This is a genomic window from Listeria sp. ILCC797 (assembly GCF_900186185.1).
Taxonomy (GTDB): domain Bacteria; phylum Bacillota; class Bacilli; order Lactobacillales; family Listeriaceae; genus Listeria; species Listeria goaensis.
Genome location: NZ_FYBS01000001.1, coordinates 386,149 through 411,586, shown reverse-complemented (window position 1 = coordinate 411,586; position 25,438 = coordinate 386,149). Strand labels below are relative to the sequence as shown.

Below are 25,438 nucleotides of genomic sequence, written 5' to 3'. Positions count from 1 at the left end.
CTGTGCAAGTTTTAACGGATCGTTTTGGTCGGGCGCATGATTACATTCGAATTTCGGTTACGGATCGTTGTAATTTACGCTGCGTTTATTGTATGCCAGAAGAAGGACTTAAATTCTTACCTCATGAAAAAGTGTTATCAAAGGACGAAATTGTCGATTTCATGAAAATTATGGCGCAATTTGGCATAAAAAAAGTGCGGATAACAGGCGGGGAACCGCTTCTCCGGACGGATATTGTCGAAATCGTCAGAGGCATCGCAGCAATTCCAGAAATTGAAGACATCGCGATCACAACAAATGCCATGTATTTGGCTAAAAAAGCAGAAGCTCTAAAAGAAGCGGGACTTTCGCGAATTAATGTTAGCCTTGATTCTTTAAAAGCGGACCGATTCAAGGAAATCACACGCGGTGGGCGCTTACAGAAGGTACTTGACGGCATAAAAAAAGCGGAAGCAGTGGGCCTGTTTCCGATTAAATTAAATGTTGTCCTCATCAAAGGGCAGAATGACGACGAAATCATCGACTTTTTAAAGTTTACACAGGATAAAGATATTAACATTCGGTTCATCGAGTACATGCCAATTGGTCATGCTGGAAATAGTTGGAAGAAGAAATATTTGTCTTTAACGACCATTTTTGACAAGTGTAAAGAAGTTGGGTTTGAATATGAAGCGGTCGATTCAGTGAGAGGGAACGGTCCGTCTGAGAATTACCGCTTGAAAGGGGCGGCCGGGACTTTTGGCTTAATCCATCCGGTGAGCTCGCATTTTTGCGCGAGTTGCAATCGGTTGCGTCTGACGGCAGATGGCTACATTAAAGCATGTTTATACTGGGACGAGGAGCTTAATATTCGCCCGTACATTCAAAATAATCCTGAAGAATTGATGAAGATTGTGCAACAATCCATTGACAATAAGCCTGAAAATCACGAAATGGCCTTGAAACTTCAAGATGAGGATACTTCGCATAAACCAACTTGGCGACGAATGAGCCAGATTGGTGGATAATAAAAAGGACGAAATCTCGGAAAAGGTTTCGTCCTTTTTGCATTTTTATTTATGTCGTTCTGCCAAAAGATGCCCCATCTCCGGCAAAATTAAGTGTTTCATACCCGTTTCGCAGGCGTTTTTTGAACCCGGTAACGCAAAAAATAAAATATCGTTATCTAGGAATCCGCTAAACGCACGGGTTGCCATGGCTCTTGTGCCAATCTCAGCAAAACTAATTTGTCTGAAAAGCTCACCAAAGCCGGGGATTTCCTGTATGATTTCCGAAACAAGCGTTTCGAATGTTACATCGCGTTTCGCAAGTCCCGTACCACCAGTCGAAATAATACAGTGTATGTCCTCTTGTTTTAGAGCTTCCATTGCCTGCTTAATTTGCACCGCGTCATCTGGCACAATTACGCGCTTTAAAACGCGGTGAGGCGATGCCGCTAAACTCTCTTCAATATAAGCTCCGCTAGAATCCGTTTCAAAAGTCCGCGTATCGCTAATTGTCAAAATGGCCACAGTCGCCACAAATGAATTGCCTGCATGCATTGAAATGCCTCCTTTTAATTGAAAAAGTGGTGATAAATTTTCCGCGCCGTATTTAATTCGTCCGTTCCATGAACTAAAACGCGCCCGTTTTTAAAAACCGTGAGTTGGTAGCCTTCAAAATCAAAATAAAGCAGAAAATCATTGCGGTGCACGTCCAATTGTTCCCGCACAAGCCGCTTCATAATCCCGTCAAAATCAACCTGCCGACTTTCCACCAGTTGAAATTGCACCGTATCACGCCCACAAAGCAAAATAGGCTGCGAAGAAAATGCTCTCTGCTCTTGCTTTTTTTCCCCGCAAGATGGACAAGTCCGCAACTTCAAAACAGCAATTTTTTGTAATGAGAATTGCCAGTTATCAATTTGATAAAACGTATTATATGTAAAATTTTCGTCAAGCATCATTTTAATTAACAGCGAAACTTGCGCCCCTGCTACAATGGGGATAAGTGCACCGTGCACCCCAATAATATCGCAACTTGCTTCATTGGTTTGCGGCATTTCCCCAATCAGGCAAGTTAAACAAGCAGAAGCTTTTGAATCAATCGGCATCAGCCCAGCGTAAGTCCCCGCACAAGATGTATAAATCCACGGAATCTCGTGTTCCCGGCACCAATCATTTAAAAAGCGCCGCGTCCCAAAATTGTCCGTACAATCGAGCACAAAATTCACGTCCGTAAAAGGGGCAAGCGACTCCGCATTGGCGTCGTCCACAACAAAATCCACCACAACATCACGATTCATTTGTTTTAAAGCTAAGGCTGCAGCGTACGCTTTAGGAAGTCTTGCTTCCGCATCAGCTTCCGTAAAAAGCGTCTGACGTTGCAAATTCGACAGTTCAACAAAATCGCGGTCGATTAAAACAAGCCGCTTAAAACCCATACGGACAATCATTTCAGCCGCATAAGTCCCAATTGCACCCACTCCAACAATAAGGACAGTTGTCTCCCTAATTTTTTTTTGCCCAAAAGCTCCGATTTCCTTAACCCGAATCTGTCTATCGTATCTCTCCATAGCAAAACCTCCTAAAAAAGATGCGCAAAATAGGCATCTTTTTTTATCTTAACCTAACACGTCCACATCTGGCGGAAGGTAAGATGGATTATTTTTATTAATGTGGTCAAAAAACATAATGCCGTTTAAATGATCAATTTCATGTTGCACCACAATCGCAGGATAATTTTTTAGGCGAAGCTTAATAGGTGTTCCGTTTTCATCAAAAGCAGTAAGCGTAATGCGCTCGCTGCGAACGACATAGCCCGGCACTTCGCGGTCAACAGATAGACAGCCTTCACCGCCTGCAAGGCATGCTTCTTGAACGGAATAGCTTTTAATTTTTGGGTTATATAAAACATAGCTATACAGTTTATCATTTTCATCTTCAATATGGATAGCAATAATTCGTTTATTAACAGCAAGTTGCGGGGCAGCAAGACCAACACCACCACGTAGTCCATATTTTTCTGCTATTTCTTCATCTTGACTATTTTTTAAAAAAGTTAACATCTCTTGTCCCAATTGTTTTTCTTCATCAGAAAGAGGGAAAGTTACTTCTTTTGCAACTTCGCGTAAAGCCGGGTGACCTTCACGAACAATATCTTTCATTAAAATCATCTCATCGACGCTCCTGTTCATTCATTAACTACTCTTTATTCTATCAAATATGTTTTAAAATTGGAATGGATTGAGAAAACTAAATTATATTGAGAGATAAAAGCGAACGAATTGATTAATATCTGAGTGATTATTCGTTTTTAATCCAGAAGAAAAATTTTTATAGTTTGTGAATTCACAAACTAACTAATAGGCAGATGAAAAAGTGTCTTACTGGTGTGGTAATAACTGTTTTATTATATTATATAACAGAATTTAAAATGGAAGGTGTTTTTTAGTACAGTGTGAATAAACGAATAATGACTGATGTTAAGCTAATGAAAGCGATAGAAATTCCGAAGTTCATTATATTGACTTCCTTTGGTTAGTAGTGTAAATTAAAAGGGAAGATTGGTGTATTAATAAAGATTCCGTTTTTGATTAGAACAGATTTCGTAAAGAAAATGAGCTGATTAAAAAATTGGTAAGGTCTTTTTGTGAAAAAACATTCGAAAATTCACAAACTCAGAAATATACAGATGTTTTGCTGTGTGTGTCTGGGGAAAAGTAAAGCAGCAACTAGACCAGTGAACATGTTTAGAAGAAATATTCTAAAGTGCAACCAAACAAGTTTTACATACATTTAGAATGATTTCTTCTATTATTAATGCTCGCATTTTTATTAATACATAATCAGGTTTTCAGGAAATGAAGCTTTCAGAGAGTCTGAATGATGGCGCATTCATTTTCTCCACTATTTTGTTAAACGAAAGGAAGAGATACGTAATGGCTTCTAAAGAAAAGAAGGCAGTAATTAATGTAACGCAACAATTTGATGCAGTTGCGAAACAATTTGAAATGGTTCAAATTTTAAATGAAAAAGGTGAAATTGTAAATCCGGATTTAATGCCTGATTTAACAGATGAACAATTGGTTGAACTTATGACGCGTATGGTTTGGACTCGTGTGCTTGATCAACGCTCCATTTCGTTAAACCGTCAAGGTCGTTTAGGTTTCTATGCACCTACAGCAGGTCAAGAAGCATCTCAACTTGCAAGTCATTATGCCCTTGAAAAATCAGACTACGTGTTACCAGGTTACCGTGATGTGCCACAACTTATTTGGCACGGTTTACCACTTACAAAAGCATTCCTTTTCTCACGTGGACATTTTGTAGGGAACCAATTCCCAGAAGACTTAAAAGTGTTGTCCCCGCAAATCATTATCGGCGCACAAATCGTGCAAGCAGCGGGTGTTGCATTAGGACTTAAAAAACGTAAAAAAGATAATGTTGTTATCACGTATACAGGTGACGGTGGTTCATCTCAAGGTGACTTCTATGAAGGATTAAACTTCGCTGGTGCGTTCCATGCTCCTGCTATTTTCGTTGTACAAAATAACATGTTTGCCATTTCGACTCCTCGTGAAAAACAATCCGCAGCACCAACGCTTGCACAAAAAGCTGTTGCAGCTGGTATTGCAGGTGTTCAAGTAGACGGAATGGATCCACTTGCAGTTTATGCCGTAACGAAATTTGCTCGTGAACGTGCAGTTGCAGGCGATGGCCCAACACTTATCGAAACGATGACTTACCGTTATGGTCCACATACACTTTCAGGGGATGATCCAACTCGTTACCGTACGAAAGAACTTGACGGAGAATGGGAACTAAAAGATCCAATCGTTCGTTTCCGTACTTTCTTAGAAGGCAAAGGTCTTTGGAACGAAGAAAAAGAAAATGAAGTTATCGATCGTGCGAAAGAAGAAATCAAAGAAGCAATTAAAGAAGCAGACGCAATTCCTAAACAAAAAGTATCTGATCTTCTTAAAAATATGTATGAAACACCAACAGCCAACGTTAAAGAACAATTGGCAATTTATGAAGCGAAGGAGTCGAAATAATCATGGCGCAAAAAACAATGATTCAAGCGATTACAGATGCGCTTGCAGTTGAACTTAAAAATGATGAAAACGTCTTAGTATTCGGTGAAGACGTTGGTAAAAACGGCGGAGTTTTCCGTGCAACAGAAGGTCTACAAGCTGAATTTGGCGAAGACCGTGTATTTGATACACCACTTGCAGAATCCGGTATCGGCGGTCTCTCAATTGGTTTAGCACTTGAAGGTTACCGCCCAGTGCCTGAAATTCAATTCTTCGGTTTCGTATTTGAAGTTATGGACTCTGTAGTTGCACAAATGGCACGTATGCGTTACCGTACAGGTGGTACACGTACTGCACCGATTACAATTCGCGCACCATTTGGCGGCGGGGTTCACACACCTGAACTTCATGCCGATAATTTAGAAGGTTTAATGGCACAATCCCCAGGGCTTAAAGTCGTTATTCCGTCCACACCATATGACGCAAAAGGATTGCTTATTTCTGCGATTCGCGACAATGACCCAGTTATTTTCCTAGAACATATGAAATTATATCGTTCGTTCCGTGAAGAAGTTCCAGAAGGCGAATATACCGTTGAAATCGGCAAAGCAGCAGTTCGCCGCGAAGGTACAGATGTAACAATCATCGCTTACGGTGCAATGGTTCAAGAATCTTTAAAAGCAGCAGAAGCTTTGGAAAAAGAAGGCGTGTCTGCTGAGGTAATTGATTTGCGTACAATCAGCCCAATCGATACCGACACAATTGTTGCCTCTGTGAAGAAAACAAACCGTGTTGTTATGGTTCAAGAAGCACAAAAACAAGGTGGCGTAGCGGCAAACGTTATCGCTGAAATTAATGACCGTGCAATTCTTTCACTTGAAGCGCCAGTTATGCGTGTTACTGCACCAGACAGCGTTTTCCCATTCTCACAAGCGGAAACAGTTTGGTTACCTAACCATAACGATGTAGTTGAACGTGTTAAAGAAGTTTTAGCTTTCTAATTAAAAGCGTACGTTACGTGATGGCGTAATATTCTATATAAAGTTTGAATAAAAACAGGAGGCTTAATAGACAATGGCATATTCATTTAAATTACCGGATATCGGTGAAGGTATCCACGAAGGTGAAATCGTCAAATGGTTCGTAAAACCAGGCGATAAAATTGAAGAAGACGAATCTCTATTCGAAGTACAAAACGATAAATCTGTGGAGGAAATTACTTCCCCCGTTTCAGGTACAGTAAAAGAAATTAAAGTAGCTGAAGGCGAAGTAGCCACTGTAGGTCAAGTTTTAATTACTTTTGATGGCGTTGAAGGTCATGAAGACGCAGCTGAAGAAGTGAAGGAAGAAGTAACAGCACCAGCGGCAAAACCTTCTAGCGGAGCAGGCGTTTTTGAATTTAAATTACCTGACATTGGTGAAGGAATCCATGAAGGCGAAATCGTCAAATGGTTTGTTAAATCCGGTGACAAAGTAGAAGAAGATCAAGCAATTTTTGAAGTACAAAATGATAAATCAGTCGAAGAAATTACATCGCCAGTTGATGGTACGGTTAAAGACATTTTAGTTGGTGAAGGTACAGTTGCAACAGTAGGTCAAGTGTTGATCACATTTACTGGTGACTTTGAAGGTACAGCGGATCATTCCTCTACACCAGAAGCGCCAGCTGAAACAGCTAAAGTAGAAGAAAAACCTGCGGCGGCTCCTGTAAGTGGCGGCAACGGAACACCATCTGCTGAAAAAGATCCAAATGGTCTTGTTATTGCGATGCCATCTGTTCGTAAATTTGCTCGTGAAAAAGGCGTTGACATTCGCCTTGTTGCAGGAAGCGGCAAAAATAACCGCATCTTAAAACAAGATATCGAAGCTTACTTAAGTGGCGATGCACCAGAAGCGCCAGCTGCAGAAGCGGCAGCACCGCAAAAAGAAGCGCAAGCGACGAAAGCAGCACCAAAACCAGTTCCAGCTGCTGGCGATGCTTATCCAGAAACACGCGAAAAACTTACACCAACTCGTCGCGCGATTGCAAAAGCAATGGTGAACTCGAAACACACAGCACCACACGTTACATTAATGGACGAAATTGAAGTTTCTGCTCTTATGGCGCACAGAAAACGTTTCAAAGAAGTTGCGGCTGAAAAAGGTATCAAACTGACATTCCTCCCTTACATGGTGAAAGCTTTAGTTGCTACATTAAAAGAGTTCCCAGTGCTTAATACAACGATGGATGATGCAACTGAAGAACTTATTTATAAACATTACTATAATGTCGGCATTGCGGCTGATACAGATCATGGTTTATATGTGCCAGTCATTAAAAATGCAGATACAAAATCCATCTTCTCCATTTCAAATGAAATTAATGAGCTAGCTGGAAAAGCACGCGATGGTAAACTAACAGCTGACGAAATGCGCCATGGTTCTGCAACAATTTCAAATATCGGTTCTGCCGGTGGACAATGGTTCACACCAGTAATCAACTATCCTGAGGTTGCTATTTTAGGTGTAGGTCGTATTGCTGAAAAAGCAGTCGTAAAAGACGGCGAAATTGTAGCTGCTCCAGTTCTTGCTTTATCATTAAGCTTTGACCACCGTGTAATTGACGGCGCAACAGCTCAAAAAGCAATGAACAATATTAAACGTTTATTAAATGATCCAGAATTATTACTAATGGAGGCGTAAAATAATGGTTGTAGGAGATTTTCCAGAAGAAAGAGATACGATAGTTATCGGTGCAGGCCCCGGTGGATATGTTGCCGCAATTCGTGCAGCGCAACTTGGACAAAAAGTAACGATTATTGAAAAAGAATATTTCGGCGGTGTATGTTTAAACGTCGGTTGTATTCCTTCCAAAGCTTTAATCACAGTTGGTCACCGTTTTAAAGAAGCAAATCATTCTGATAATATGGGGATTACAACGAAAGATGTTAATCTCGATTTTGCGAAAGCACAAGAATGGAAAGGCAGCGTTGTTAACAAATTAACGACAGGCGTTCGTGGCCTTCTTAAAAAGAATAAAGTTGAAATGTTAGAAGGGGAAGCATTCTTCGTAGATGAACATTCACTTCGTGTCATTCACCCAGATTCTGCTCAAACTTATACGTTCAACAATGTTATCATTGCGACTGGCTCACGTCCTATCGAAATCCCAGGTTTCAAATATGGCAAACGTGTGTTAAGTTCAACAGGAGCACTCGCTTTACAAGAAGTACCGAAAAAACTCGTTGTTATCGGCGGTGGCTATATTGGTACTGAACTTGGCGGAGCATTTGCTAACCTAGGCACTGAACTTACGATTCTTGAAGGCGGACCTGAAATTTTACCAACATATGAAAAAGATATGGTATCGCTTGTTAAACGTAGCTTGAAGAGCAAAAACGTTGAAATCGTAACGAAAGCACTCGCTAAGTCAGCAGAAGAAACTGAAAATGGCGTGAAAGTGACTTATGAAGCAAATGGCGAAACAAACACAATCGAAGCGGATTATGTACTTGTAACAGTTGGGCGTCGTCCAAATACAGATGACATCGGCTTGGAACAATTAGGCGTAAAAGTTTCTGAACGTGGATTAATCGAAGTCGATAAACAAGGACGTACAAATGTACCGAACGTATTCGCAATCGGCGACATCGTTCCAGGTGTTCCTTTAGCCCATAAAGCAAGCTACGAAGCAAAAATTGCTGCTGAAGCTATTGCTGGGGAAAAATCTGAAAATGATTATACTGTGCTTCCAGCTGTTGTGTTTAGTGACCCTGAACTTGCAACTGTAGGTATGACAGAAAAAGAAGCGAAAGAAAAAGGAATTGATGTGAAAGCATCGAAATTCCCATTCGGCGGAAACGGCCGTGCTCTTTCACTTGATGCACCAGAAGGTTTTGTACGTTTAGTGACACGTAAAGAAGATGGCCTTGTACTTGGCGCTCAAGTTGCAGGAATGAACGCTTCAGATATTATTTCTGAAATCGGTCTTGCAATTGAAACGGGTGTAACCGCAGAAGATATTGCCCTTACAATCCATGCCCATCCTTCACTTGGAGAGCTTACAATGGAAGCGGCTGAACTTGCTTTAGGACGCCCTATTCACATTTAATAAAAAAATACGCTGTTTACAATTGTAAACAGCGTATTTTATATGTTAAAATTTACATGGCGTAAAAAAGAGGAATATTTCACGAAAATAACTTAGAATTCAGGTGTGAAAATGAAAAAGCATTGGCATATTCCGCATTCCGTTTTTATTTTACTTATGATTGTTGCAGGGCTTTGTACAGTGGATACATTTATACAATTTGGGATTGGTTTTATTCATCATATGCATGATACCGATGGCTATAAAGCTGTTTTGCGTATCATTGCGACACCGTTTACAAATCCTGTTGTCACCATTCCAATTGCAAGCGTTCTTGTGCGCTATGTAGTCGTGTTTATTTTGAATTTTGTTCTTCCCGCATTCTTTTTTGTTGGCATGCACTTCGCGAGAATCAGTTACAGAGAAAAACATGTGGAATCGCATAGTTATTAGGCGTTGATGTTTTTATTCTGGGAAATAAACGAGAGTAAGGTGAAGTGATGAAAAAAAGTTTGTTTTGGATATCTTATGTTATAGCGGGAATTTGTTTTCTGCTAGCCATTGTGGCTTTCGTTATTGGCTTTATTCAACATATGCATGATGCAGGGGGATTTCAGGCGGTTTTTAAAATTTTAGAAACACCGATTACTGGTTTTATTAAATTAACGAATGGCTACATTCAAAAATCGACGCTGGAAATTATCATTTTAATTATTGTAAGTTACATTTTACCGGCTTATTTTGTTGTGATGACAATGTTACTAAAACGGAAAAGAGAACAAGGTTATTAAAGGTGCTGCTAGCATCTTTTTTTTGTAAACAATTCATTTTAAACTTTGGAAGTTGCATGATAAAATGAATTTAATAGGCTGTTAGTTCCGAAACTGAGCATTTTATGTTGTCTTGGAAATGTGGAACTTGGGAATTTGTCCAAAAGAAGGGGTGACAAGAAATGAATTATAGTTATCCGATTGATATGGACTGGACGAAAGAGGAAATTGCGGTCGTCATCCATTATTTTGAGTCGATTGAGAAGGCTTATGAGAAAGGCGTCAGTGCGGCGGAATTGAAAGAAACGTACCGGGCGTTTAAGACGGTCGTGCCGTCGATTGGTGAGGAGAAGCGTCTTGGGCGTGAGTTTGAAGACGTTAGTGGTTATTCGCCTTATCAGGTGATGCAAATGCTGAAAAATGCTACGACGAGTACGATTAAAATGAAACCATAACTAGGGGGAATAAAAGTGGATATTAGTCAAATTAAGGCTGCTGAAGTGAAAACAACAGAAGGAATTCATATTGCACAGTCACAAAATGCGAAAGTTAAAGTGATGTCATTTGTGAATTTGCGTTGTCCATATTGCCGTAAATGGCATACTGATTCAAGAAAAGTGTTAGATCGTTTCGTTCGAGATGGAAAGATTGAGTTAATTATTAAACCATTTGATAAGGAAAAAGAAAAACTTCAGCCGGGCAACGTGGCGCATCGCTATTTAAATTACGATACGCCGTTTGAAACGTGGGAAGTGATTGATAAAATTTATGCGACGCAAGATGAGTGGGGCAATTTGCCGCTTCACGAAGTAGCTTCTTATATGGAAGATAAATTGCAGTTAAAAGAGCAAAATAACGAAGAGGCGACGGCGGCTATTATCGAGGAAGCGAACCGCGCGAATGTTGTTTTTGTTCCTACTGTCATTGTCGGCGAACATATTTTTGATGAACACATTACACCCGAAGAGCTGGAAGAACTTTTAAACGCTGAATTTGCTAAAAAATAACATGTTTTAATGGAAGTGAGAAGTGTACTCACTTCTTTTTTTGGCTTCCTAGGAACAATTGATGTGGTGCCGACTTTCTGTTAAAATGGAAGTATGACTATTTGTTCACAAAGAAGTAATTGGAGGGAACAACATGATGGTATTTGGAATGCCAATAGAGAATGTATATTATTACATATTGATTGTGGTAGGTATACTGATTGTAATCGATCTAATATCGGCGTTAATCTTCTCAGTTAGTATTGTCAGCTTTGCCTTAGATTTATTACCTATTCCAGGATCGATTATTTTATACTTTTTAGGTGCGTTTTCATTAGCCGGCTTTTTAGGTGAGAAATATACGTCTTTATCAAGTATAAATGTTTTAATTGGTTCGATTATTATCGGATTGATTTTTTCGTCAATCCTCTATTTTGGAATACTTTTGCCACTTTCTAGGACAAGTGATTCAATTGCTTATGAAACAAAGGATTTAGAAGGAAAAACAGGTGTCGTCATTACTTCTATTCCGAGCGATGGTTTCGGTGAGGTCTTGATTGAAATGAATGCAGGTAAAGTAGCAAAGGCGGCGAAATCAAGTGATAATGAACCTATTTCGCTTGGAGAAACAGTGCTTATTATTGATGCAGAAGATGCTTACATTTTAGTTTCGCCCTATACCTCTTTCTTAGGATAAGGACAAATTAGTTACTACACAAAAGGGAGGCTGTAAAGTTTGAATATTTTAACCGGAGGAATTACATTAGTTTTAATCGTTGCAGTTGTTGTTTTAATTTTGTTTTTAATTGTGTTTGTAACCAAATACAAAACTGTCGGACCAGATGAAGCATTAATCGTTTCGGGAAGCTACTTAGGTCGTAAAAATGTCTTTGTTGATGAAGGCGGAAAAAAAGTCAAAATTGTTCGTGGTGGCGGTACATTCGTAATGCCAGTTTTCCAGCAATCGCGTCCAATTAGTTTACTTTCGAGTAAATTAGATGTTAGAACGCCTGAGATTTATACGGAACAAGGGGTTCCTGTTATGGCGGATGGTACGGCAATTATTAAAATCGGTGGATCTATTTCCGAAATTGCCACAGCCGCTGAACAATTTTTGGGAAAAACAAGTGAAGAGCGAGAAGCAGAAGCGATTGAAGTGGTTGAAGGGCACCTTCGTGCGATTTTAGGGTCCATGACGGTGGAAGAGATTTATAAAAATCGCGATAAGTTTTCTCAAGAAGTGCAAGGAGTTGCGGCTCAAGATTTAGCTAAAATGGGATTCATTATTGTTTCCTTTACGCTTAAAGAAGTGCGAGATAACAATGGCTACTTAGATGCGCTAGGTAAGCCGCGTATTGCGCAAGTGAAGCGTGATGCAGATGTGGCGGAAGCAGAAGCGAGTAAAGAAACGCGTATGAAACGAGCGGAAGCAGAAAAAGAAGCGACTCGTTCTGAACTAGAGCGTAAAACAGAAATTGCTGAAGCTGAAAAGCAAAACCAATTAAAAGTTGCTGAATATCGCCGGGAACAAGAAACAGCAAAGGCGAATGCCGACCAAGCTTATGATTTAGAAAGCGCACGTGCGAAACAAGAAGTTGTTGAGCAACAAATGCAAATTCAAATTATTGAGCGTCAAAAACAAATTGAATTAGAAGAACGTGAAATTCAACGCCGTGAACGTCAATATGATGCGGAAGTGAAGAAAAAAGCGGATGCGGATCGTTATGCTGTTGAGCAACAAGCGGCGGCTAGAAAGAGCCAAGAATATGCAGAAGCAGAAGCGAACCAATATCGTATTGAAACAAAAGCGAAAGCAGAAGCGGAACAAGTTCGCGTTCAAGGGATTGCAAAAGCCGAGGCGGAGCAAGCACAAGGGACAGCGGCAGCCGAAGTTATCAAATTACGTGGTTTAGCAGAAGCAGAGGCAAAACGAAAAGTGGCGGAAGCTTACGAATTGTATGGCCAAGCAGCGATGCTCGATATGATTGTCAATATGCTGCCTGAATATGCGAAACAAGTAGCAGCTCCAATGAGCAATATTGATACGATTACTGTTGTTGATACTGGAAGTGATGGTACAAACAGTGGTGCAAATAAGGTAAGTGCGTATGCAACGAATTTGATGACGACCGCACAAGAAAGCCTAAAAGCCACTACAGGCCTTGACATTCGCGAATTGCTGGAGAACTTTTCTGGTAAGGGTAATGTGAAAAATAGTGTGGATGAACTAACTAAAACGATTCAGTCAGATAAGGAATAAAAAGGTGGGGTAAGCATCGTCAGCTTTTATTCCAAAAGATAGTCAATAAAAAAAGCATAAGTCCAGTAAGATTACCATTTTGAAAAATGGATTTTACAGGATTTATGCTTTTTTATGCTTTAAAAAAACTTTCTTCGCCAAAAAACAAGTGCAAGTATTCCGGCGATGCTAAATGAAATACCTAGCGTGACAATCCAGGCGAGTGACATATCCATAAACGGCAATTTTACATTCATCCCATAAAAACTGAATACCATCGTTGGAATCGTTAAAATAATCGTGAAAGATGTCAAAAATTTCATGACGATGTTCATATTGTTCGAAATAATCGAAGCATACGCATCCATCATACCACTTAAAATATTGGAATGAACTTCCGCCATTTCAATTCCTTGGCGGTTTTCAATGATGACGTCTTCTAGTAAATCCTGATCTTCCTCATACATTTTTACAATGTGTTGGCGCATCATTTTATCTAGCACAAGTTTGTTGGATTTGAGGGCAGTGACAAAGTAAACTAAACTTTTTTCTATCCCCATCAAATCATAGAGCTGCTTGTTTTTCATGGATTCATGCAATTCTTTTTCGATTTCATCGGTTTGACGATTAAGGCGTTTTAGATGGCGCAAAAATTGCGTGGAAATCATATAGAGAATTTGTAAGGCAAAGCGCGTTTTCATATGCGTATAAAAGCCTTTGATACGCCGTTTTATAAAGGATTGAATAATCGACGAATCAATCGTGCAAATCGTAATAAAATAGTCTTTTGTTAAAATAATCCCCATTGGAATAGTTTCAAACGAGGCGTAATGAATATCGTCTTCATCCACAACTGGAAAGTCACAAATGATTAAAACGGCTTCCGTGTCGTCATCGCGTTCAATCCGCGCACTTTCATCTTTATCGAGTGGATCTTCGAGAAATTCTAATGGAATATTGTAGTTTTCGGCAACTTGATTGATTTCTTCTGATGTAGGCGCAACAATGTTAATCCATGCATTGCGTTCCACTTCTTCAAGCTCAATTAATTTGCCATCTTCATCGGATTTAAAAATTTGGTGCATTTGGAACCCTCCTCTTTTTTAACTAGAGCAGGCGTTTTGCAACTAGTGAAGGAATTGTCCTCCGCAAAATTGACTCGCGCCTGTATACTTCGATGTGGATCAGGCTCACTAGGCTTTCGATTTTGTTTCTTCATGACAATTCACTTCCTTTCCAAAATACTCACAACTTCACTATTATATCGAGTTTAGGCCTATTTGTACATGTTTATTTTAGCGCAAGTTTGTAAAGTGGTATGAGCGCGCGCAAAACGTCTTCCGCTTCCTCGATGAACGCTTTCTCGGAGCGCAGCACAGCCGAATTTTCCGAATAAATCTTCCCAACTAAAAACTCGCCTTTTTTCACATCGCGAAAACGTTCTAAAGCGCTTTTAAGTTCTTTTTTGTTTAAAGCAAAAGTGGTGCTGACGGTATGATCTTTCGAGAGGGAGAAGCCATCTGGCAACGCTTCAAACATGGCCTGGTGCGCCAAAAAGCGACTGGCAATTTGATCCCGGTCCTCGTTTTCATAAATGAAAGCGAGCCAAATAAACACATAATCGCCGTAAAGGCCGACTTGAAAGTGCGGGTGTTTCTTGTAGCCACGCTTATCCGCGCAAATGGCAAGCCAAGTACTATCAGGCGGGTTCACCGACCGCCTAGCGTGCCGTGCGATATGTAAATGCATCTCCGTATTAAGGGCATCACTTAAAAATCCCGTAAGTTCCTCACCAAGCGCCTTAAATTTCGGCTGAATGTCTGTCTGAATCGCTTCCATTCGATTCGCGAGTCCAGGCGTTCTCATCGCCTTAAATTCCTTCTTTGTAAAACCGTTTGTCATGCTATATACCCTCCAAAAATAGTTGTTATGACTATTATACGAAAGTAGCGAGGCATATACAATCAGAAGAATTTTATGCTAAAATAAAACATTATAACTAAGGAGCTGTTGAGATGAGCCGTCTGGATAAAGAAAAACAATTTGTTAGCGCTTTTTTTGAAGAAGCAGGGGCCGAAATCATGGCTTCTTTTGAGGAAAAATTAGAAATTGAAACAAAATCAAATCGTAATGATTTAGTCACGAATATCGACAAGCAAGTAGAAACTTTATTTGTGAAGCGCGTTTTAGAACAGTTTCCAGACCATCGTATTTTCGGAGAAGAAGGAATGGCGGCCGAAATCGATTCGCTCGAAGGCCCCGTTTGGATTGTCGATCCAATTGATGGCACGCTTAATTTTGTCATGCAGCAAAAAAACTTTACAATTTCAGTGGCGCTTTACATCGATGGCATGGGCGTATATGGCGCCATTTATGAAGTTGAAAAAGGGGACATTTACACGTGCGAAAAAGGTTGCGGTGCCTATTTAAACGGCAAAAAATTAACACCAGTAAACGCAGACGACACGCTCGCTGATCATTTGCTAGTGGCGAATTTAAGTGCGATTCAGACCAATGAACGTCTTTGGGATGCTGTTAAAGCGTCACGCGGCTTGCGGCTTTACGGCGCTGCCTCACTGGAATATATGTATGTTGCAACAGGAAAAGTCGGCGCTTATATGTCGGCAAACTTGGCCCCGTGGGATATTGCGGCAGGTAAAATGATTGCCGAAGAATTGGGCTGCATCGTAACCCGCCTAGACGGAAGCCCCATCAACATGCTTGAACAAGGCTCGTCACTTGTGGCTTTACCAAACGTTCATAAGACACTTTTGGACAGTTATTTATCATAAAAAATTTCGTTTTCTGAAAACAAATGGGTGTCAAGTGAAAGAAGTTGTGCTATAATAGGAAAGTTGATTTATACGAAATGTTCGGATTAGGCATAAATGGTCGATTTCACGGATGACTCATCTGGTTGCGCGTCGTGCGTTTAGTACTTCGTAAGTTTAATTTTACTGCTTCCGAGGAAAATAAATTATTTTCCTTTTTCTTTTTATTTGGAAGTTAGATGAGATTCATACACATTTCGTTCTAAAAAAGCAAATTGAAACCCGATTTTAGGAGGAAACAAACCAGTGAAATTAAGAGAAGACATTCGTAATATTGCGATTATTGCCCACGTTGACCACGGTAAAACAACGCTCGTGGATGAGCTTTTGAAACAATCCGGAACGTTCCGTGAAAATGAGCATGTTGATGAACGTGCGATGGACTCAAATGATATTGAACGTGAGCGTGGTATTACGATTTTAGCAAAAAATACAGCTATTAATTATAAAGGTATCCGCGTTAACATTATGGATACACCAGGACACGCCGATTTCGGTGGTGAAGTGGAACGGATTATGAAAATGGTTGACGGTGTACTTTTAGTTGTCGACGCTTACGAGGGTACAATGCCACAAACGCGTTTCGTACTAAAAAAAGCGCTTGAGCAAAACTTAACACCAATCGTTGTTGTAAATAAAATTGACCGCGATTTTGCGCGCCCCGAAGAAGTTGTCGATGAAGTTTTAGAACTGTTTATTGAATTAGGTGCAAACGATGACCAACTAGAATTCCCTGTCATTTATGCATCCGCAATTAACGGGACTTCAAGCGAAGATTCTGACCCAGAAAAACAAGAGAAAACAATGGCGCCACTTTTAGATACTATTGTGGATCATATTCCAGCGCCAGTGGATAATAGCGATGAGCCGCTTCAATTCCAAGTTTCCCTTTTGGACTATAACGATTATGTTGGTCGTATTGGGATTGGTCGTATTTTCCGCGGAACAATGCATGTCGGCCAGACGGTAGCACTTATGAAACTTGACGGTTCTGTGAAACAGTTCCGCGTAACAAAAATGTTCGGTTTCTTCGGCTTAAAACGTGAAGAAATTAAAGAAGCAAAAGCAGGCGACTTAGTGGCTCTTTCTGGAATGGAAGATATTTTCGTTGGAGAAACAGTGACACCGTTCGATCAACAAGATGCGCTCCCTGTATTACGTATCGATGAGCCTACGCTTCAAATGACTTTCGTAACAAATAATAGTCCTTTTGCGGGTCGTGAAGGAAAGCATGTGACGAGTCGTAAAATTGAAGAGCGGTTAATGGCCGAGCTTCAAACGGACGTTTCACTTCGCGTAGAACCAACAAGTTCGCCAGATGCGTGGACAGTTTCAGGTCGTGGTGAGCTTCACTTGTCGATTTTAATTGAAACGATGCGTCGTGAAGGCTACGAACTACAAGTATCCAAACCAGAAGTTATCATTCGTGAAGTGGAAGGCGTAAAATGTGAACCAGTTGAAGATGTTCAAATTGATACACCTGAAGAATTCATGGGCGCTGTCATTGAATCAATCAGCCAGCGTAAAGGTGAAATGCAAAATATGGTCAATGACGGAAACGGTCAAGTGCGCTTACAATTTAAAGTGCCTGCACGTGGTTTAATTGGCTATACAACTGACTTCCTTTCTATGACGCGTGGTTATGGTATTATCAACCATACGTTCTTAGCGTATGAACCAATGCAAACGGGTCGTGTCGGCGGACGTCGTAACGGCGCTTTAGTATCAATGGAAACAGGAAAATCAACAACATATGGTATTATGCAAGTGGAAGACCGCGGAACCATTTTTGTTGAGCCAGGTACGGAAATTTATGAAGGCATGATTGTTGGTGAAAATAGTCGTGAAAATGATATCGCGGTTAACGTCACAAAAGCTAAACAAATGACGAATATTCGTTCCGCAACGAAAGACCAAACGAACGTTATTAAAAAACCACGTCAAATGTCTTTAGAAGAATCACTTGAATTTTTAAATGATGATGAGTACTGTGAAGTAACACCAGAAAGTGTACGCTTGCGCAAGAAAATTCTCAATAAAAATGAACGTGAAAAAGCTCAAAAACGCGCGAAAAGCGCTGAATAATGAATGATGGAACTGCTACTTAATCAAGTAGCAGTTTTTTTGTATTCCAAGTAATCATTTGCTAAGATGGAAGTAGGAAAGTAGGTGGACACATTGATTCAAGTAATTACTGCTACAGAGTGTCGTAAGGACCCACGCATGGAAATGAGCCGTATTTTTGTGGACGGCTTTTATCAGTGGCTGAAATTTTTCTCGAAAGATAAGAAAAAGCTCGCGAAAGCCTTTAGTCATGCATTCCAATTAGACGTCTTTCATCTGGCCATAATCGATCAGGAAATTGCCGGAATGACCGCGCTAAACGATGGTTCAAAGCCAACACTTATTTTGGATAAAAAGGAGTTACGCAAACACCTCGGTTTTATTCGCGGAAGCATTGCTTTTAGAGTTTTAAAATATGAATTTGAAGAGAAGCAATATCCGTTCCCGTCAGAAGTTGGACTCGGCTACATTGAATTCGTAGCTACTTCGGAAAATTACCGGCACATGGGAGTAGCAAGCACGCTTATTCAGTCGCTCCTTGAAACAGCCAGATTCACCTCTTACGCGCTTGAAGTGGCGGATACGAATAGCCATGCTGTTAGGCTCTATCAAAAACTTGGTTTCAAAGAATTTATGCGCGTTGAAATGAAACATAAGAAGCATAGTGGCGTAAATTATTTACTTTATATGAAGCGAACTGAAGAAACTGCTTAACAGAAAAAGACCAGTCCATTTTTTTGGCGGTCTTTTTATTGTAATATGATTGTAATATTCCCAGTTTTTTGCTATAGTATAAGGAGAAAGGAGTGTGTTTAGTATGAAAAAGTGGTTACTAAGCTTAATCATTTTGAGCATCGCGATTTTAGGCGCGGCTTGTGGAACAGATGCAACAAATTCTGATAAAGAAAAAACATCTGAAAAGCAAGAAAAAGTACAGAAGAAGGAAACTGCAAAAAAAGAGGCAACATCTGAGGCGGAAAAAGAAGATGCGGATACAAATACAACTTCTGATGATGGTAAAGATAACTCGGAAGCAGACAAACCAGCAGCTGATGAAAATCAGGATCAAAGTCAGAACAAAGATGCATCGGAGAATTCAAATGATGCAGCGAAACAAACGATTGCAGCACCGCAAATTGATAAATCAGCATTTAGCGTATCAAACGTATTGCCAATTACAGGCGGTCAAGTGACTACTGTTTCTGGAAATTACAGTCCATCTTTTATAAAAGATTTTAATTCGCTTGTTATTCGTATTAATCAATATAAAGTAGAGCGCGTTCAAAATCCGACGAAGGAAATTGATGTTTACTCACCTGAAAGTTACATGAAACACGGCGGGTATGTCGTCACATTAGACGTATCAATTTTTAACAAAACAACGAAAGATATTACTTATAAAGCCGAGCAAATTAATTTAGTTGGAAAAAGTAAAAGTACTGGTGGTAGCCTAGATAATTTCATTCCGAATAAGTACCATTTAGCAGGAAGTGCAGCTGATCCTTATGTGTTTAGTCCAGGGAAAACAGCAGAAGGCTTCATTACGTACATGATGGACGATGCCAAATATGCGGACTTTAAAGCGAGCCCAAGCGTTGCAGTTCCTAGTCCAGGACAGTTTGATGCTAGCTTGCCGAAAAGTGAAGCGGCAGTTGCAACATTAACTTTAAATTAAAAAGACTGCGTGTAGTTCCACTTAGCAGGTTAAGCTAAGCGCTACACGCAGTTTTTATTTAGATTCCCGCTCTAAAATTTCGCGCTTTAATTGACTAAGCGGTTTATTGAACGGCTTATTAAAATGAAATTTCCCGGAATTGATTCGCGCCATCGTTTGAATAGCAACGCGATGATCGCAATCTGGGCAAATATACATACGAATTGGTTTATTGCGCAGTTGCTTCGTTTTAAATTCACGTTTGTCTAAATCGTCTATCCGGTCGCATAAAATGCAAGTTGCTTTCATGAAAAATCACCTCGTGAATCCATTATAGCATGTTTTAAAGAAAAAGAAGAGAAGCGCGATTTTTAACATAAACCGTTTGCAGTCCACCGATTTTGTGCTATACTTAATTTATTAATAGATTGAAGCGTCTAGAGAACGCATAGAGAGGGAGGTCGCTGTGATGACTGAAAATACAAGCCACCGAGATCAGGCTGTTGAGTTACTAAAAGAAGATTCGCGTCGAATTTTGCAACTGATTAAAGTTCAGATGGATAATTTAACTTTGCCACAGTGTCCAGCGTACGAAGAAGTACTAGATACACAAATGTACGGTTTATCCCGTGAAATTAATTTTGCAACTAGACTTGGCTTAATTGATATGGAAGAAGGCAAACGTCTTCTAGCAACATTAGAAAAAGAATTGTCGACATTACATGAATTGTCAATGAACAAACAGTGAGATTTTAAAAAGGGTCTACAAATTCTGTAGACGCTTTTTTTCGTTTACACCTAGGCTCTTTTTCTTTATAATGTTAAAATAGAACGCTTAAAAAAGCGCAACAAAGATTGGAAGAGGACTATGCTTAAAAAAATTCTAAAATCGTATGATTATTCGTTAATAGCAGTGTATCTTGTCCTATGTATATTTGGCTTGATTATGGTTTATAGTTCCAGTTGGTCGCTTGCTTATCGGCAAGATTTGCCTGCGGACTTTTACTATTTGCGCCAAGTTAAAAATTTAGTGATTAGCTTGCTATGTTTCGGTTTGTTTGCTTTTTTCCCATACCGAATTTATCAAAACAATAAATTTTTAATTCCGATGATGTTCGGCTCCGTTTTATTACTCTTACTTATTTTTGCGATGGGGCATACGGCAAACAATGCACAAAGTTGGTTTAGACTAGGTACTGCTTCGCTTCAACCAGCGGAATTTGTGAAAATCTCGGTCATCATTTATTTAGCCGCGATTTATGCGAAAAAGCAAAAATACATTGATGATTTTAACCGCGGTGTATTGCCACCTATTTTCTTCCTAGCGGTCGTTTGCTTTTTAATTGCCATTCAACCAGACATTGGATCCGCATTTATTATTTTTATGACAGGCTGCTGTATCATTATATGTTCAGGCATGCGTCTTAAAACAATTTTAAAACTAATTGGGCTTGGACTAGGTATCATTTTAATTTTAAGCGTTATAGTGCTTCTGCTGCCAGATGAAATTCAAAAAGAAATCATTTCTCCGACTAGAATGGGAAGGCTGACAAGTTTCCTTAACCCGTTTATCGACCGAGGCAATACAGGACATCAACTCGTCAACTCGTTTTTTGCCATCGGTTCTGGAGGTGTTTTTGGACAAGGCTTAGGAGAAAGTGTACAAAAACTTGGTTATTTGCCAGAAGCGCATACCGATTTCATTATAGCTGTCATTGCTGAAGAACTAGGCATATTCGGCGTGTTAGTTGTTATTTTCGGACTGTTCTTCATGATTTTTAGAATTATTTTGACTGGATTACGTGCGAACAATCCATTTGGTGCTTTGCTTTGTTACGGGACGGCTGGACTTATTGGCATACAGTCGTTTATCAATTTAGGCGGTGCAACTGGTGTAATTCCAATTACTGGGGTTACATTGCCGTTCATTAGTTACGGGGGCTCCTCGCTAATGGTTATGTCAATTTTAATTGGAATTGTTGCAAACGTGGGGATGTTCACAAACTATCAGCGGAAATACGGAAAACAAGAGGAAATATGATTGGAGAATGAGGCAAAACATGACGAATGTTTTGCCTCATTCTTTCAAAAATATTCGTTTGTTTTGTAGACTTTCTAAAAAATTGGTAGAAAGTAATTTACATCTAGTATGTTTTAATACTATAATTGAATTTATATACCGCTTTTTACATGACAGAATAAACAAAATGAAAAGAGCTTTCTTGTTGTTGATAAAAAGGGTTTAAGCAACCAGAAGGTTATTTTGTGCTAAAAAGGCAGAGTGTTGGTTAGGAGGAGAAAAATGAATAATATTAAAAAAGTATTAGTGGCAAACCGCGGTGAAATTGCAATTCGCGTGTTACGTGCATGTACTGAACTCAGAATCAAGACAGTAGCAATCTATTCACAAGAAGATACGGGAGCATTTCATAGATATAAGGCGGATGAAGCTTATCTCGTCGGAGAGGGTAAAAAACCAATCGATGCCTACTTAGATATCGAAAATATCATTGAAATTGCAAAAGAAGCAGAAGTTGATGCGATTCATCCAGGATATGGTTTCCTGTCTGAAAACATTGAATTTGCGCGCAGATGTGAACAAGAAGGCATCATTTTTGTTGGTCCTAAATCGAAGCATTTAGACATGTTTGGCGATAAAATTAAAGCGAAAGAACAAGCTTTACTAGCTGATATTCCAGTTATCCCAGGAAGCGATGGTCCTGTTTCTGGAATTGATGACGTCGTTGAATTTGGTAAGAAAAACGGTTATCCGCTCATGATTAAAGCTTCTTTAGGCGGCGGCGGAAGAGGTATGCGTGTTGTTCCATCAGAAGAGCATGTAAAGGAAGCCTTTGAACGGGCTGCCTCAGAAGCAAAAGCTGCTTTCGGTAACGATGAAGTTTACGTTGAAAAATGCGTCATGAATCCAAAGCATATTGAAGTTCAAATTTTAGGCGACTCGCATGGCAATATCGTTCATTTGTTTGAACGTGATTGTTCTGTCCAAAGACGCCATCAAAAAGTAGTGGAAGTTGCCCCTTGTAATGCCATCACATCAGATTTACGTGAGCGCATCTGTTCGGCAGCTGTTAAATTAATGAAAAACGTGGATTATCTAAACGCAGGTACAGTTGAATTTCTTGTTGAAGGGGAAGATTTCTACTTTATCGAAGTAAATCCGCGTGTTCAAGTAGAGCACACCATCACAGAAATGATTACTGGAATTGATATTGTGCAGTCGCAATTATTTATTGCAGATGGCTATTCAATGCATGACCAACTCGTTGCTATCCCGCAACAAAAAGATATTCGTATTCAAGGTTCAGCTATTCAATGCCGTATCACAACAGAAGATCCACTTAATAATTTTATGCCGGATACTGGACGAATCAATACTTACCGTTCAACAGGTGGTTTTGGTGTCCGTCTTGATGCGGGGAATGGTTTCCAAGGAACAGTCGTAACACCGTTCTATGATTCACTACTCGTAAAATTATCAACATGGGGTATGACATTTGAGCAAGCACTAAGAAAAATGGTTCGTAATCTAGTTGAATTCCGAATTCGTGGCGTAAAAACGAATATTCCGTTTCTATTAAACGTAGCACGTCACCCAGACTTCATTAGCGGAAACTACAACACATCGTTTATCGACTCAACGCCAGAACTATTTAAATTCCCTCACGTACGCGACCGCGGGACAAAAACCCTGCGTTATATTAGTAACGTCACCGTGAACGGCTTCCCGGGAATTAAGCAAGATGAAAAGCCAGTTTATAATGAGCCACGAGTGCCAAAAATCCCTTACGGACAAAAAATTGAACCAGGTACGAAACAAATTTTAGACGCAAAAGGGCCAGAAGGTGTAGTGGATTTTGTGAAGTCACAAGATGAAGTATTACTCACAGACACCACGCTTCGTGATGCGCACCAATCCTTGCTCGCGACACGCGTTCGCTCTAAAGATATTTTCCAAATTGCAGATGCTATGGCGCATTTGCTTCCAAATATGTTTTCATTCGAGATGTGGGGTGGTGCCACGTTTGATGTCGCTTATCGTTTCTTAAATGAAGACCCGTGGGTACGTTTAGAAACCTTGCGCAAACAAATTCCAAACGTCATGTTCCAAATGTTGCTTCGTGGTGCAAACGGCGTCGGTTACAAAAACTATCCAGATAACGTCATTCGCGAATTCGTGAAACTTTCCGCTCAGTCAGGCGTCGATGTTTTCCGTGTGTTCGATAGCTTAAACTGGATTAAAGGAATGGAAACGTCCATTGAAGCTGTTCGCGATACAGGCAAAATTGTGGAAGCGACAATTTGTTACACAGGTGATATTGATGACGAAACGCGTACAAAATACACAATCGATTATTACAAAGATATGGCCAAAGAATTGGTGGCGCAAGGGACACATATCCTCGGTATCAAAGATATGGCAGGCCTTTTAAAACCACAAGCTGCTTATCGTTTAATTAACGAACTAAAAGATACGGTCGATGTACCAATTCATTTGCACACGCATGATACGAGCGGTAATGGAATTTACACATATGCTGCTGCTGTTAGTGCTGGCGTGGATATTGTCGATGTTGCGTCAAGCGCGATGAGTGGGGCGACGAGCCAACCGAGCATGACAGGTCTTTATTACGGTCTTGTAAACGGGAAGCGCCAAACAAATTTAGATGCGCATAACTCGCAAATTTTGAACCATTACTGGGAAGATGTTCGGAAATACTATAAAGACTTCGATAATGCGCTCAATTCACCGCAAACAGAAGTATATGTACACGAAATGCCAGGTGGCCAATATACGAACTTACAACAACAAGCTACGGCTGTAGGACTGGGCGATCGTTTTGATGATGTGAAGGAAATGTACTCTACGGTGAACCAAATGTTTGGCGATATCGTAAAAGTGACACCTTCTTCAAAAGTTGTCGGTGACATGGCACTCTTCATGGTACAAAACGATTTAACAGAAGAGCTTGTTTATGAAAAAGGAGATACGATTGATTTTCCTGATTCGGTCATTGAATTTTTCCGCGGCGAAATTGGACAGCCATACGGAGGATTCCCTGAGAAGCTACAAAAGCTCGTATTAAAAGGTCAAAAGCCACTAACCGATCGTCCGGGAGCGCTTATGGAGCCAGTTGATTTTTCTAAAGTAAAAGAAGAATTACAAGAGAAAATGGGCTACGAGCCAACTGAACGCGATGTGATGGCTTACATTCTCTATCCAAAAGTATTCCTTGATTATCAAAAAATGATTGATAAATATGGTAATGTAACAGTTCTTGATACACCAACATTCTATAAAGGAATGCGTCTCGGCGAAACAATTCAAGTGGAGCTTGAAAAAGGAAAAATCCTGCTCATCAAATTGAATTCTATCGGAGAACCAATTGCTGACGGAACACGAGTCATCTACTTCGAATTAAACGGTCAACCACGTGAAATTAACGTGCAAGATTTCAACGTACAAGCGACTGTTGTTGCGCGGCGTAAAATTGATACGACGAATCCGGAGCATGTAGGTGCAACAATGACTGGCTCTGTTATCCAAGTTGTTGCGGCTAAAGGACAAAAAGTGAAAAAAGGCGACCCACTTCTCATCACGGAAGCGATGAAGATGGAAACGACCATTCAAGCACCATTTGATGGTGAAGTCAAAACTATCTTCGTATCAGACGGTGATACGATTGAATCTGGCGATCTGTTAATGGAAGTCGCACGCATTTAAGAAAACCTCTAGGGGCATGGCTCGCCATGCCCCTTTTTTATGAAAAAAGGCTTGAAATTACTTTACAA

24 protein-coding genes are annotated in these 25,438 nt (G+C 40.1%); 18 read left to right on the top strand and 6 right to left on the bottom strand.

Annotated elements, in window-relative coordinates; translation table 11 throughout:
* Positions 1 to 2: 2 nt before the first annotated feature.
* A complete protein-coding gene (gene moaA / locus BN1609_RS01955; RefSeq protein ID WP_088808668.1) occupies positions 3 to 1,007 on the top strand; it encodes a GTP 3',8-cyclase MoaA in 1,005 nt (334 codons plus the stop codon).
* Between the two features lie 45 nt (positions 1,008 to 1,052).
* Here moaA and BN1609_RS01950 read toward each other — a convergent pair whose 3' ends face one another.
* From BN1609_RS01950 to def, 3 genes are read right to left on the bottom strand one after another with little or no spacing between them, the layout of a single operon-like run.
* Complete coding sequence (locus BN1609_RS01950) at positions 1,053 to 1,541, bottom strand: molybdenum cofactor biosynthesis protein B (RefSeq protein WP_088808669.1); 489 nt, start codon at positions 1,539 to 1,541, stop codon at positions 1,053 to 1,055.
* 14 nt (positions 1,542 to 1,555) lie between these two features.
* Entirely contained in the window at positions 1,556 to 2,554 is a 999-nt protein-coding gene (locus BN1609_RS01945; protein WP_088808670.1) for a ThiF family adenylyltransferase, read from the bottom strand.
* Positions 2,555 to 2,602: 48 nt separating this feature from the next.
* Entirely contained in the window at positions 2,603 to 3,154 is a 552-nt protein-coding gene (gene def, locus BN1609_RS01940) for a peptide deformylase (protein ID WP_088808671.1), read from the bottom strand.
* 765 nt (positions 3,155 to 3,919) lie between these two features.
* Here def and pdhA point away from each other — a divergent pair.
* The 10 genes from pdhA (at position 3,920) to BN1609_RS01890 (ending at position 13,099) form a co-directional block, all read left to right on the top strand.
* Entirely contained in the window at positions 3,920 to 5,035 is a 1,116-nt protein-coding gene (pdhA, locus tag BN1609_RS01935; protein WP_088808672.1) for a pyruvate dehydrogenase (acetyl-transferring) E1 component subunit alpha, read from the top strand.
* 2 nt (positions 5,036 to 5,037) lie between these two features.
* Entirely contained in the window at positions 5,038 to 6,015 is a 978-nt protein-coding gene (locus BN1609_RS01930) for an alpha-ketoacid dehydrogenase subunit beta (protein ID WP_088808673.1), read from the top strand.
* A 73-nt stretch (positions 6,016 to 6,088) separates the two neighbouring features.
* Positions 6,089 to 7,696, top strand: a complete 1,608-nt coding sequence (locus BN1609_RS01925) for a dihydrolipoyllysine-residue acetyltransferase (protein WP_088840459.1) — start codon at positions 6,089 to 6,091, stop codon at positions 7,694 to 7,696.
* Between the two features lie 4 nt (positions 7,697 to 7,700).
* Positions 7,701 to 9,104 carry a dihydrolipoyl dehydrogenase gene (gene lpdA, locus BN1609_RS01920; RefSeq protein WP_088840458.1) on the top strand — a complete coding sequence of 468 codons (1,404 nt, stop codon included), beginning with the start codon at positions 7,701 to 7,703 and terminating at the stop codon, positions 9,102 to 9,104.
* A gap of 111 nt (positions 9,105 to 9,215) precedes the next feature.
* Positions 9,216 to 9,536: a hypothetical protein gene (locus BN1609_RS01915; protein ID WP_088808676.1), complete on the top strand. Its 321-nt coding sequence runs from the start codon at positions 9,216 to 9,218 to the stop codon at positions 9,534 to 9,536.
* Between the two features lie 47 nt (positions 9,537 to 9,583).
* Entirely contained in the window at positions 9,584 to 9,874 is a 291-nt protein-coding gene (locus BN1609_RS01910) for a hypothetical protein (protein ID WP_088808677.1), read from the top strand.
* A 161-nt stretch (positions 9,875 to 10,035) separates the two neighbouring features.
* The gene (locus BN1609_RS01905) at positions 10,036 to 10,308 is read left to right on the top strand and encodes a UPF0223 family protein (protein ID WP_088808678.1); all 273 of its coding nucleotides are present in this window, start codon (positions 10,036 to 10,038) and stop codon (positions 10,306 to 10,308) included.
* A 15-nt stretch (positions 10,309 to 10,323) separates the two neighbouring features.
* Positions 10,324 to 10,860, top strand: coding sequence for a DsbA family protein (locus BN1609_RS01900; RefSeq protein WP_088808679.1), 537 nt, complete (start codon positions 10,324 to 10,326; stop codon positions 10,858 to 10,860).
* 133 nt (positions 10,861 to 10,993) lie between these two features.
* Complete coding sequence (locus BN1609_RS01895) at positions 10,994 to 11,536, top strand: NfeD family protein (RefSeq protein WP_088808680.1); 543 nt, start codon at positions 10,994 to 10,996, stop codon at positions 11,534 to 11,536.
* 60 nt (positions 11,537 to 11,596) lie between these two features.
* Positions 11,597 to 13,099: an SPFH domain-containing protein gene (locus tag BN1609_RS01890; RefSeq protein WP_369821506.1), complete on the top strand. Its 1,503-nt coding sequence runs from the start codon at positions 11,597 to 11,599 to the stop codon at positions 13,097 to 13,099.
* 119 nt (positions 13,100 to 13,218) lie between these two features.
* Here BN1609_RS01890 and BN1609_RS01885 read toward each other — a convergent pair whose 3' ends face one another.
* Positions 13,219 to 14,163: a magnesium transporter CorA family protein gene (locus tag BN1609_RS01885; protein ID WP_088808682.1), complete on the bottom strand. Its 945-nt coding sequence runs from the start codon at positions 14,161 to 14,163 to the stop codon at positions 13,219 to 13,221.
* Between the two features lie 205 nt (positions 14,164 to 14,368).
* Positions 14,369 to 14,980, bottom strand: coding sequence for a YktB family protein (locus BN1609_RS01880; RefSeq protein ID WP_088808683.1), 612 nt, complete (start codon positions 14,978 to 14,980; stop codon positions 14,369 to 14,371).
* 122 nt (positions 14,981 to 15,102) lie between these two features.
* On the opposite strand from BN1609_RS01880, the gene BN1609_RS01875 reads away from it, so the two are divergent.
* From BN1609_RS01875 to BN1609_RS01860, 4 genes are all read left to right on the top strand, one after another.
* The gene (locus tag BN1609_RS01875) at positions 15,103 to 15,870 is read left to right on the top strand and encodes an inositol monophosphatase family protein (RefSeq protein WP_369821879.1); all 768 of its coding nucleotides are present in this window, start codon (positions 15,103 to 15,105) and stop codon (positions 15,868 to 15,870) included.
* A 285-nt stretch (positions 15,871 to 16,155) separates the two neighbouring features.
* Entirely contained in the window at positions 16,156 to 17,994 is a 1,839-nt protein-coding gene (typA, locus tag BN1609_RS01870; protein WP_088808685.1) for a translational GTPase TypA, read from the top strand.
* A 93-nt stretch (positions 17,995 to 18,087) separates the two neighbouring features.
* Positions 18,088 to 18,687: a GNAT family N-acetyltransferase gene (locus tag BN1609_RS01865; RefSeq protein WP_255377277.1), complete on the top strand. Its 600-nt coding sequence runs from the start codon at positions 18,088 to 18,090 to the stop codon at positions 18,685 to 18,687.
* Positions 18,688 to 18,790: 103 nt separating this feature from the next.
* Complete coding sequence (locus BN1609_RS01860) at positions 18,791 to 19,648, top strand: DUF5068 domain-containing protein (RefSeq protein WP_088808686.1); 858 nt, start codon at positions 18,791 to 18,793, stop codon at positions 19,646 to 19,648.
* 54 nt (positions 19,649 to 19,702) lie between these two features.
* Here the strand turns inward: BN1609_RS01860 and BN1609_RS01855 are convergent, their stop codons facing one another.
* The gene (locus tag BN1609_RS01855; protein ID WP_088808687.1) at positions 19,703 to 19,936 is read right to left on the bottom strand and encodes a YlaI family protein; all 234 of its coding nucleotides are present in this window, start codon (positions 19,934 to 19,936) and stop codon (positions 19,703 to 19,705) included.
* Between the two features lie 160 nt (positions 19,937 to 20,096).
* On the opposite strand from BN1609_RS01855, the gene BN1609_RS01850 reads away from it, so the two are divergent.
* The 3 genes from BN1609_RS01850 (at position 20,097) to pyc (ending at position 25,370) form a co-directional block, all read left to right on the top strand.
* Positions 20,097 to 20,375 (top strand): YlaN family protein, encoded by a 279-nt coding sequence (locus tag BN1609_RS01850; protein WP_088808688.1) that lies wholly within the window; start codon positions 20,097 to 20,099, stop codon positions 20,373 to 20,375.
* 120 nt (positions 20,376 to 20,495) lie between these two features.
* Positions 20,496 to 21,668 (top strand): putative lipid II flippase FtsW, encoded by a 1,173-nt coding sequence (gene ftsW / locus BN1609_RS01845; protein ID WP_088815152.1) that lies wholly within the window; start codon positions 20,496 to 20,498, stop codon positions 21,666 to 21,668.
* Between the two features lie 261 nt (positions 21,669 to 21,929).
* Positions 21,930 to 25,370 carry a pyruvate carboxylase gene (pyc, locus tag BN1609_RS01840; RefSeq protein ID WP_088838690.1) on the top strand — a complete coding sequence of 1,147 codons (3,441 nt, stop codon included), beginning with the start codon at positions 21,930 to 21,932 and terminating at the stop codon, positions 25,368 to 25,370.
* Positions 25,371 to 25,438 lie beyond the last annotated feature (68 nt).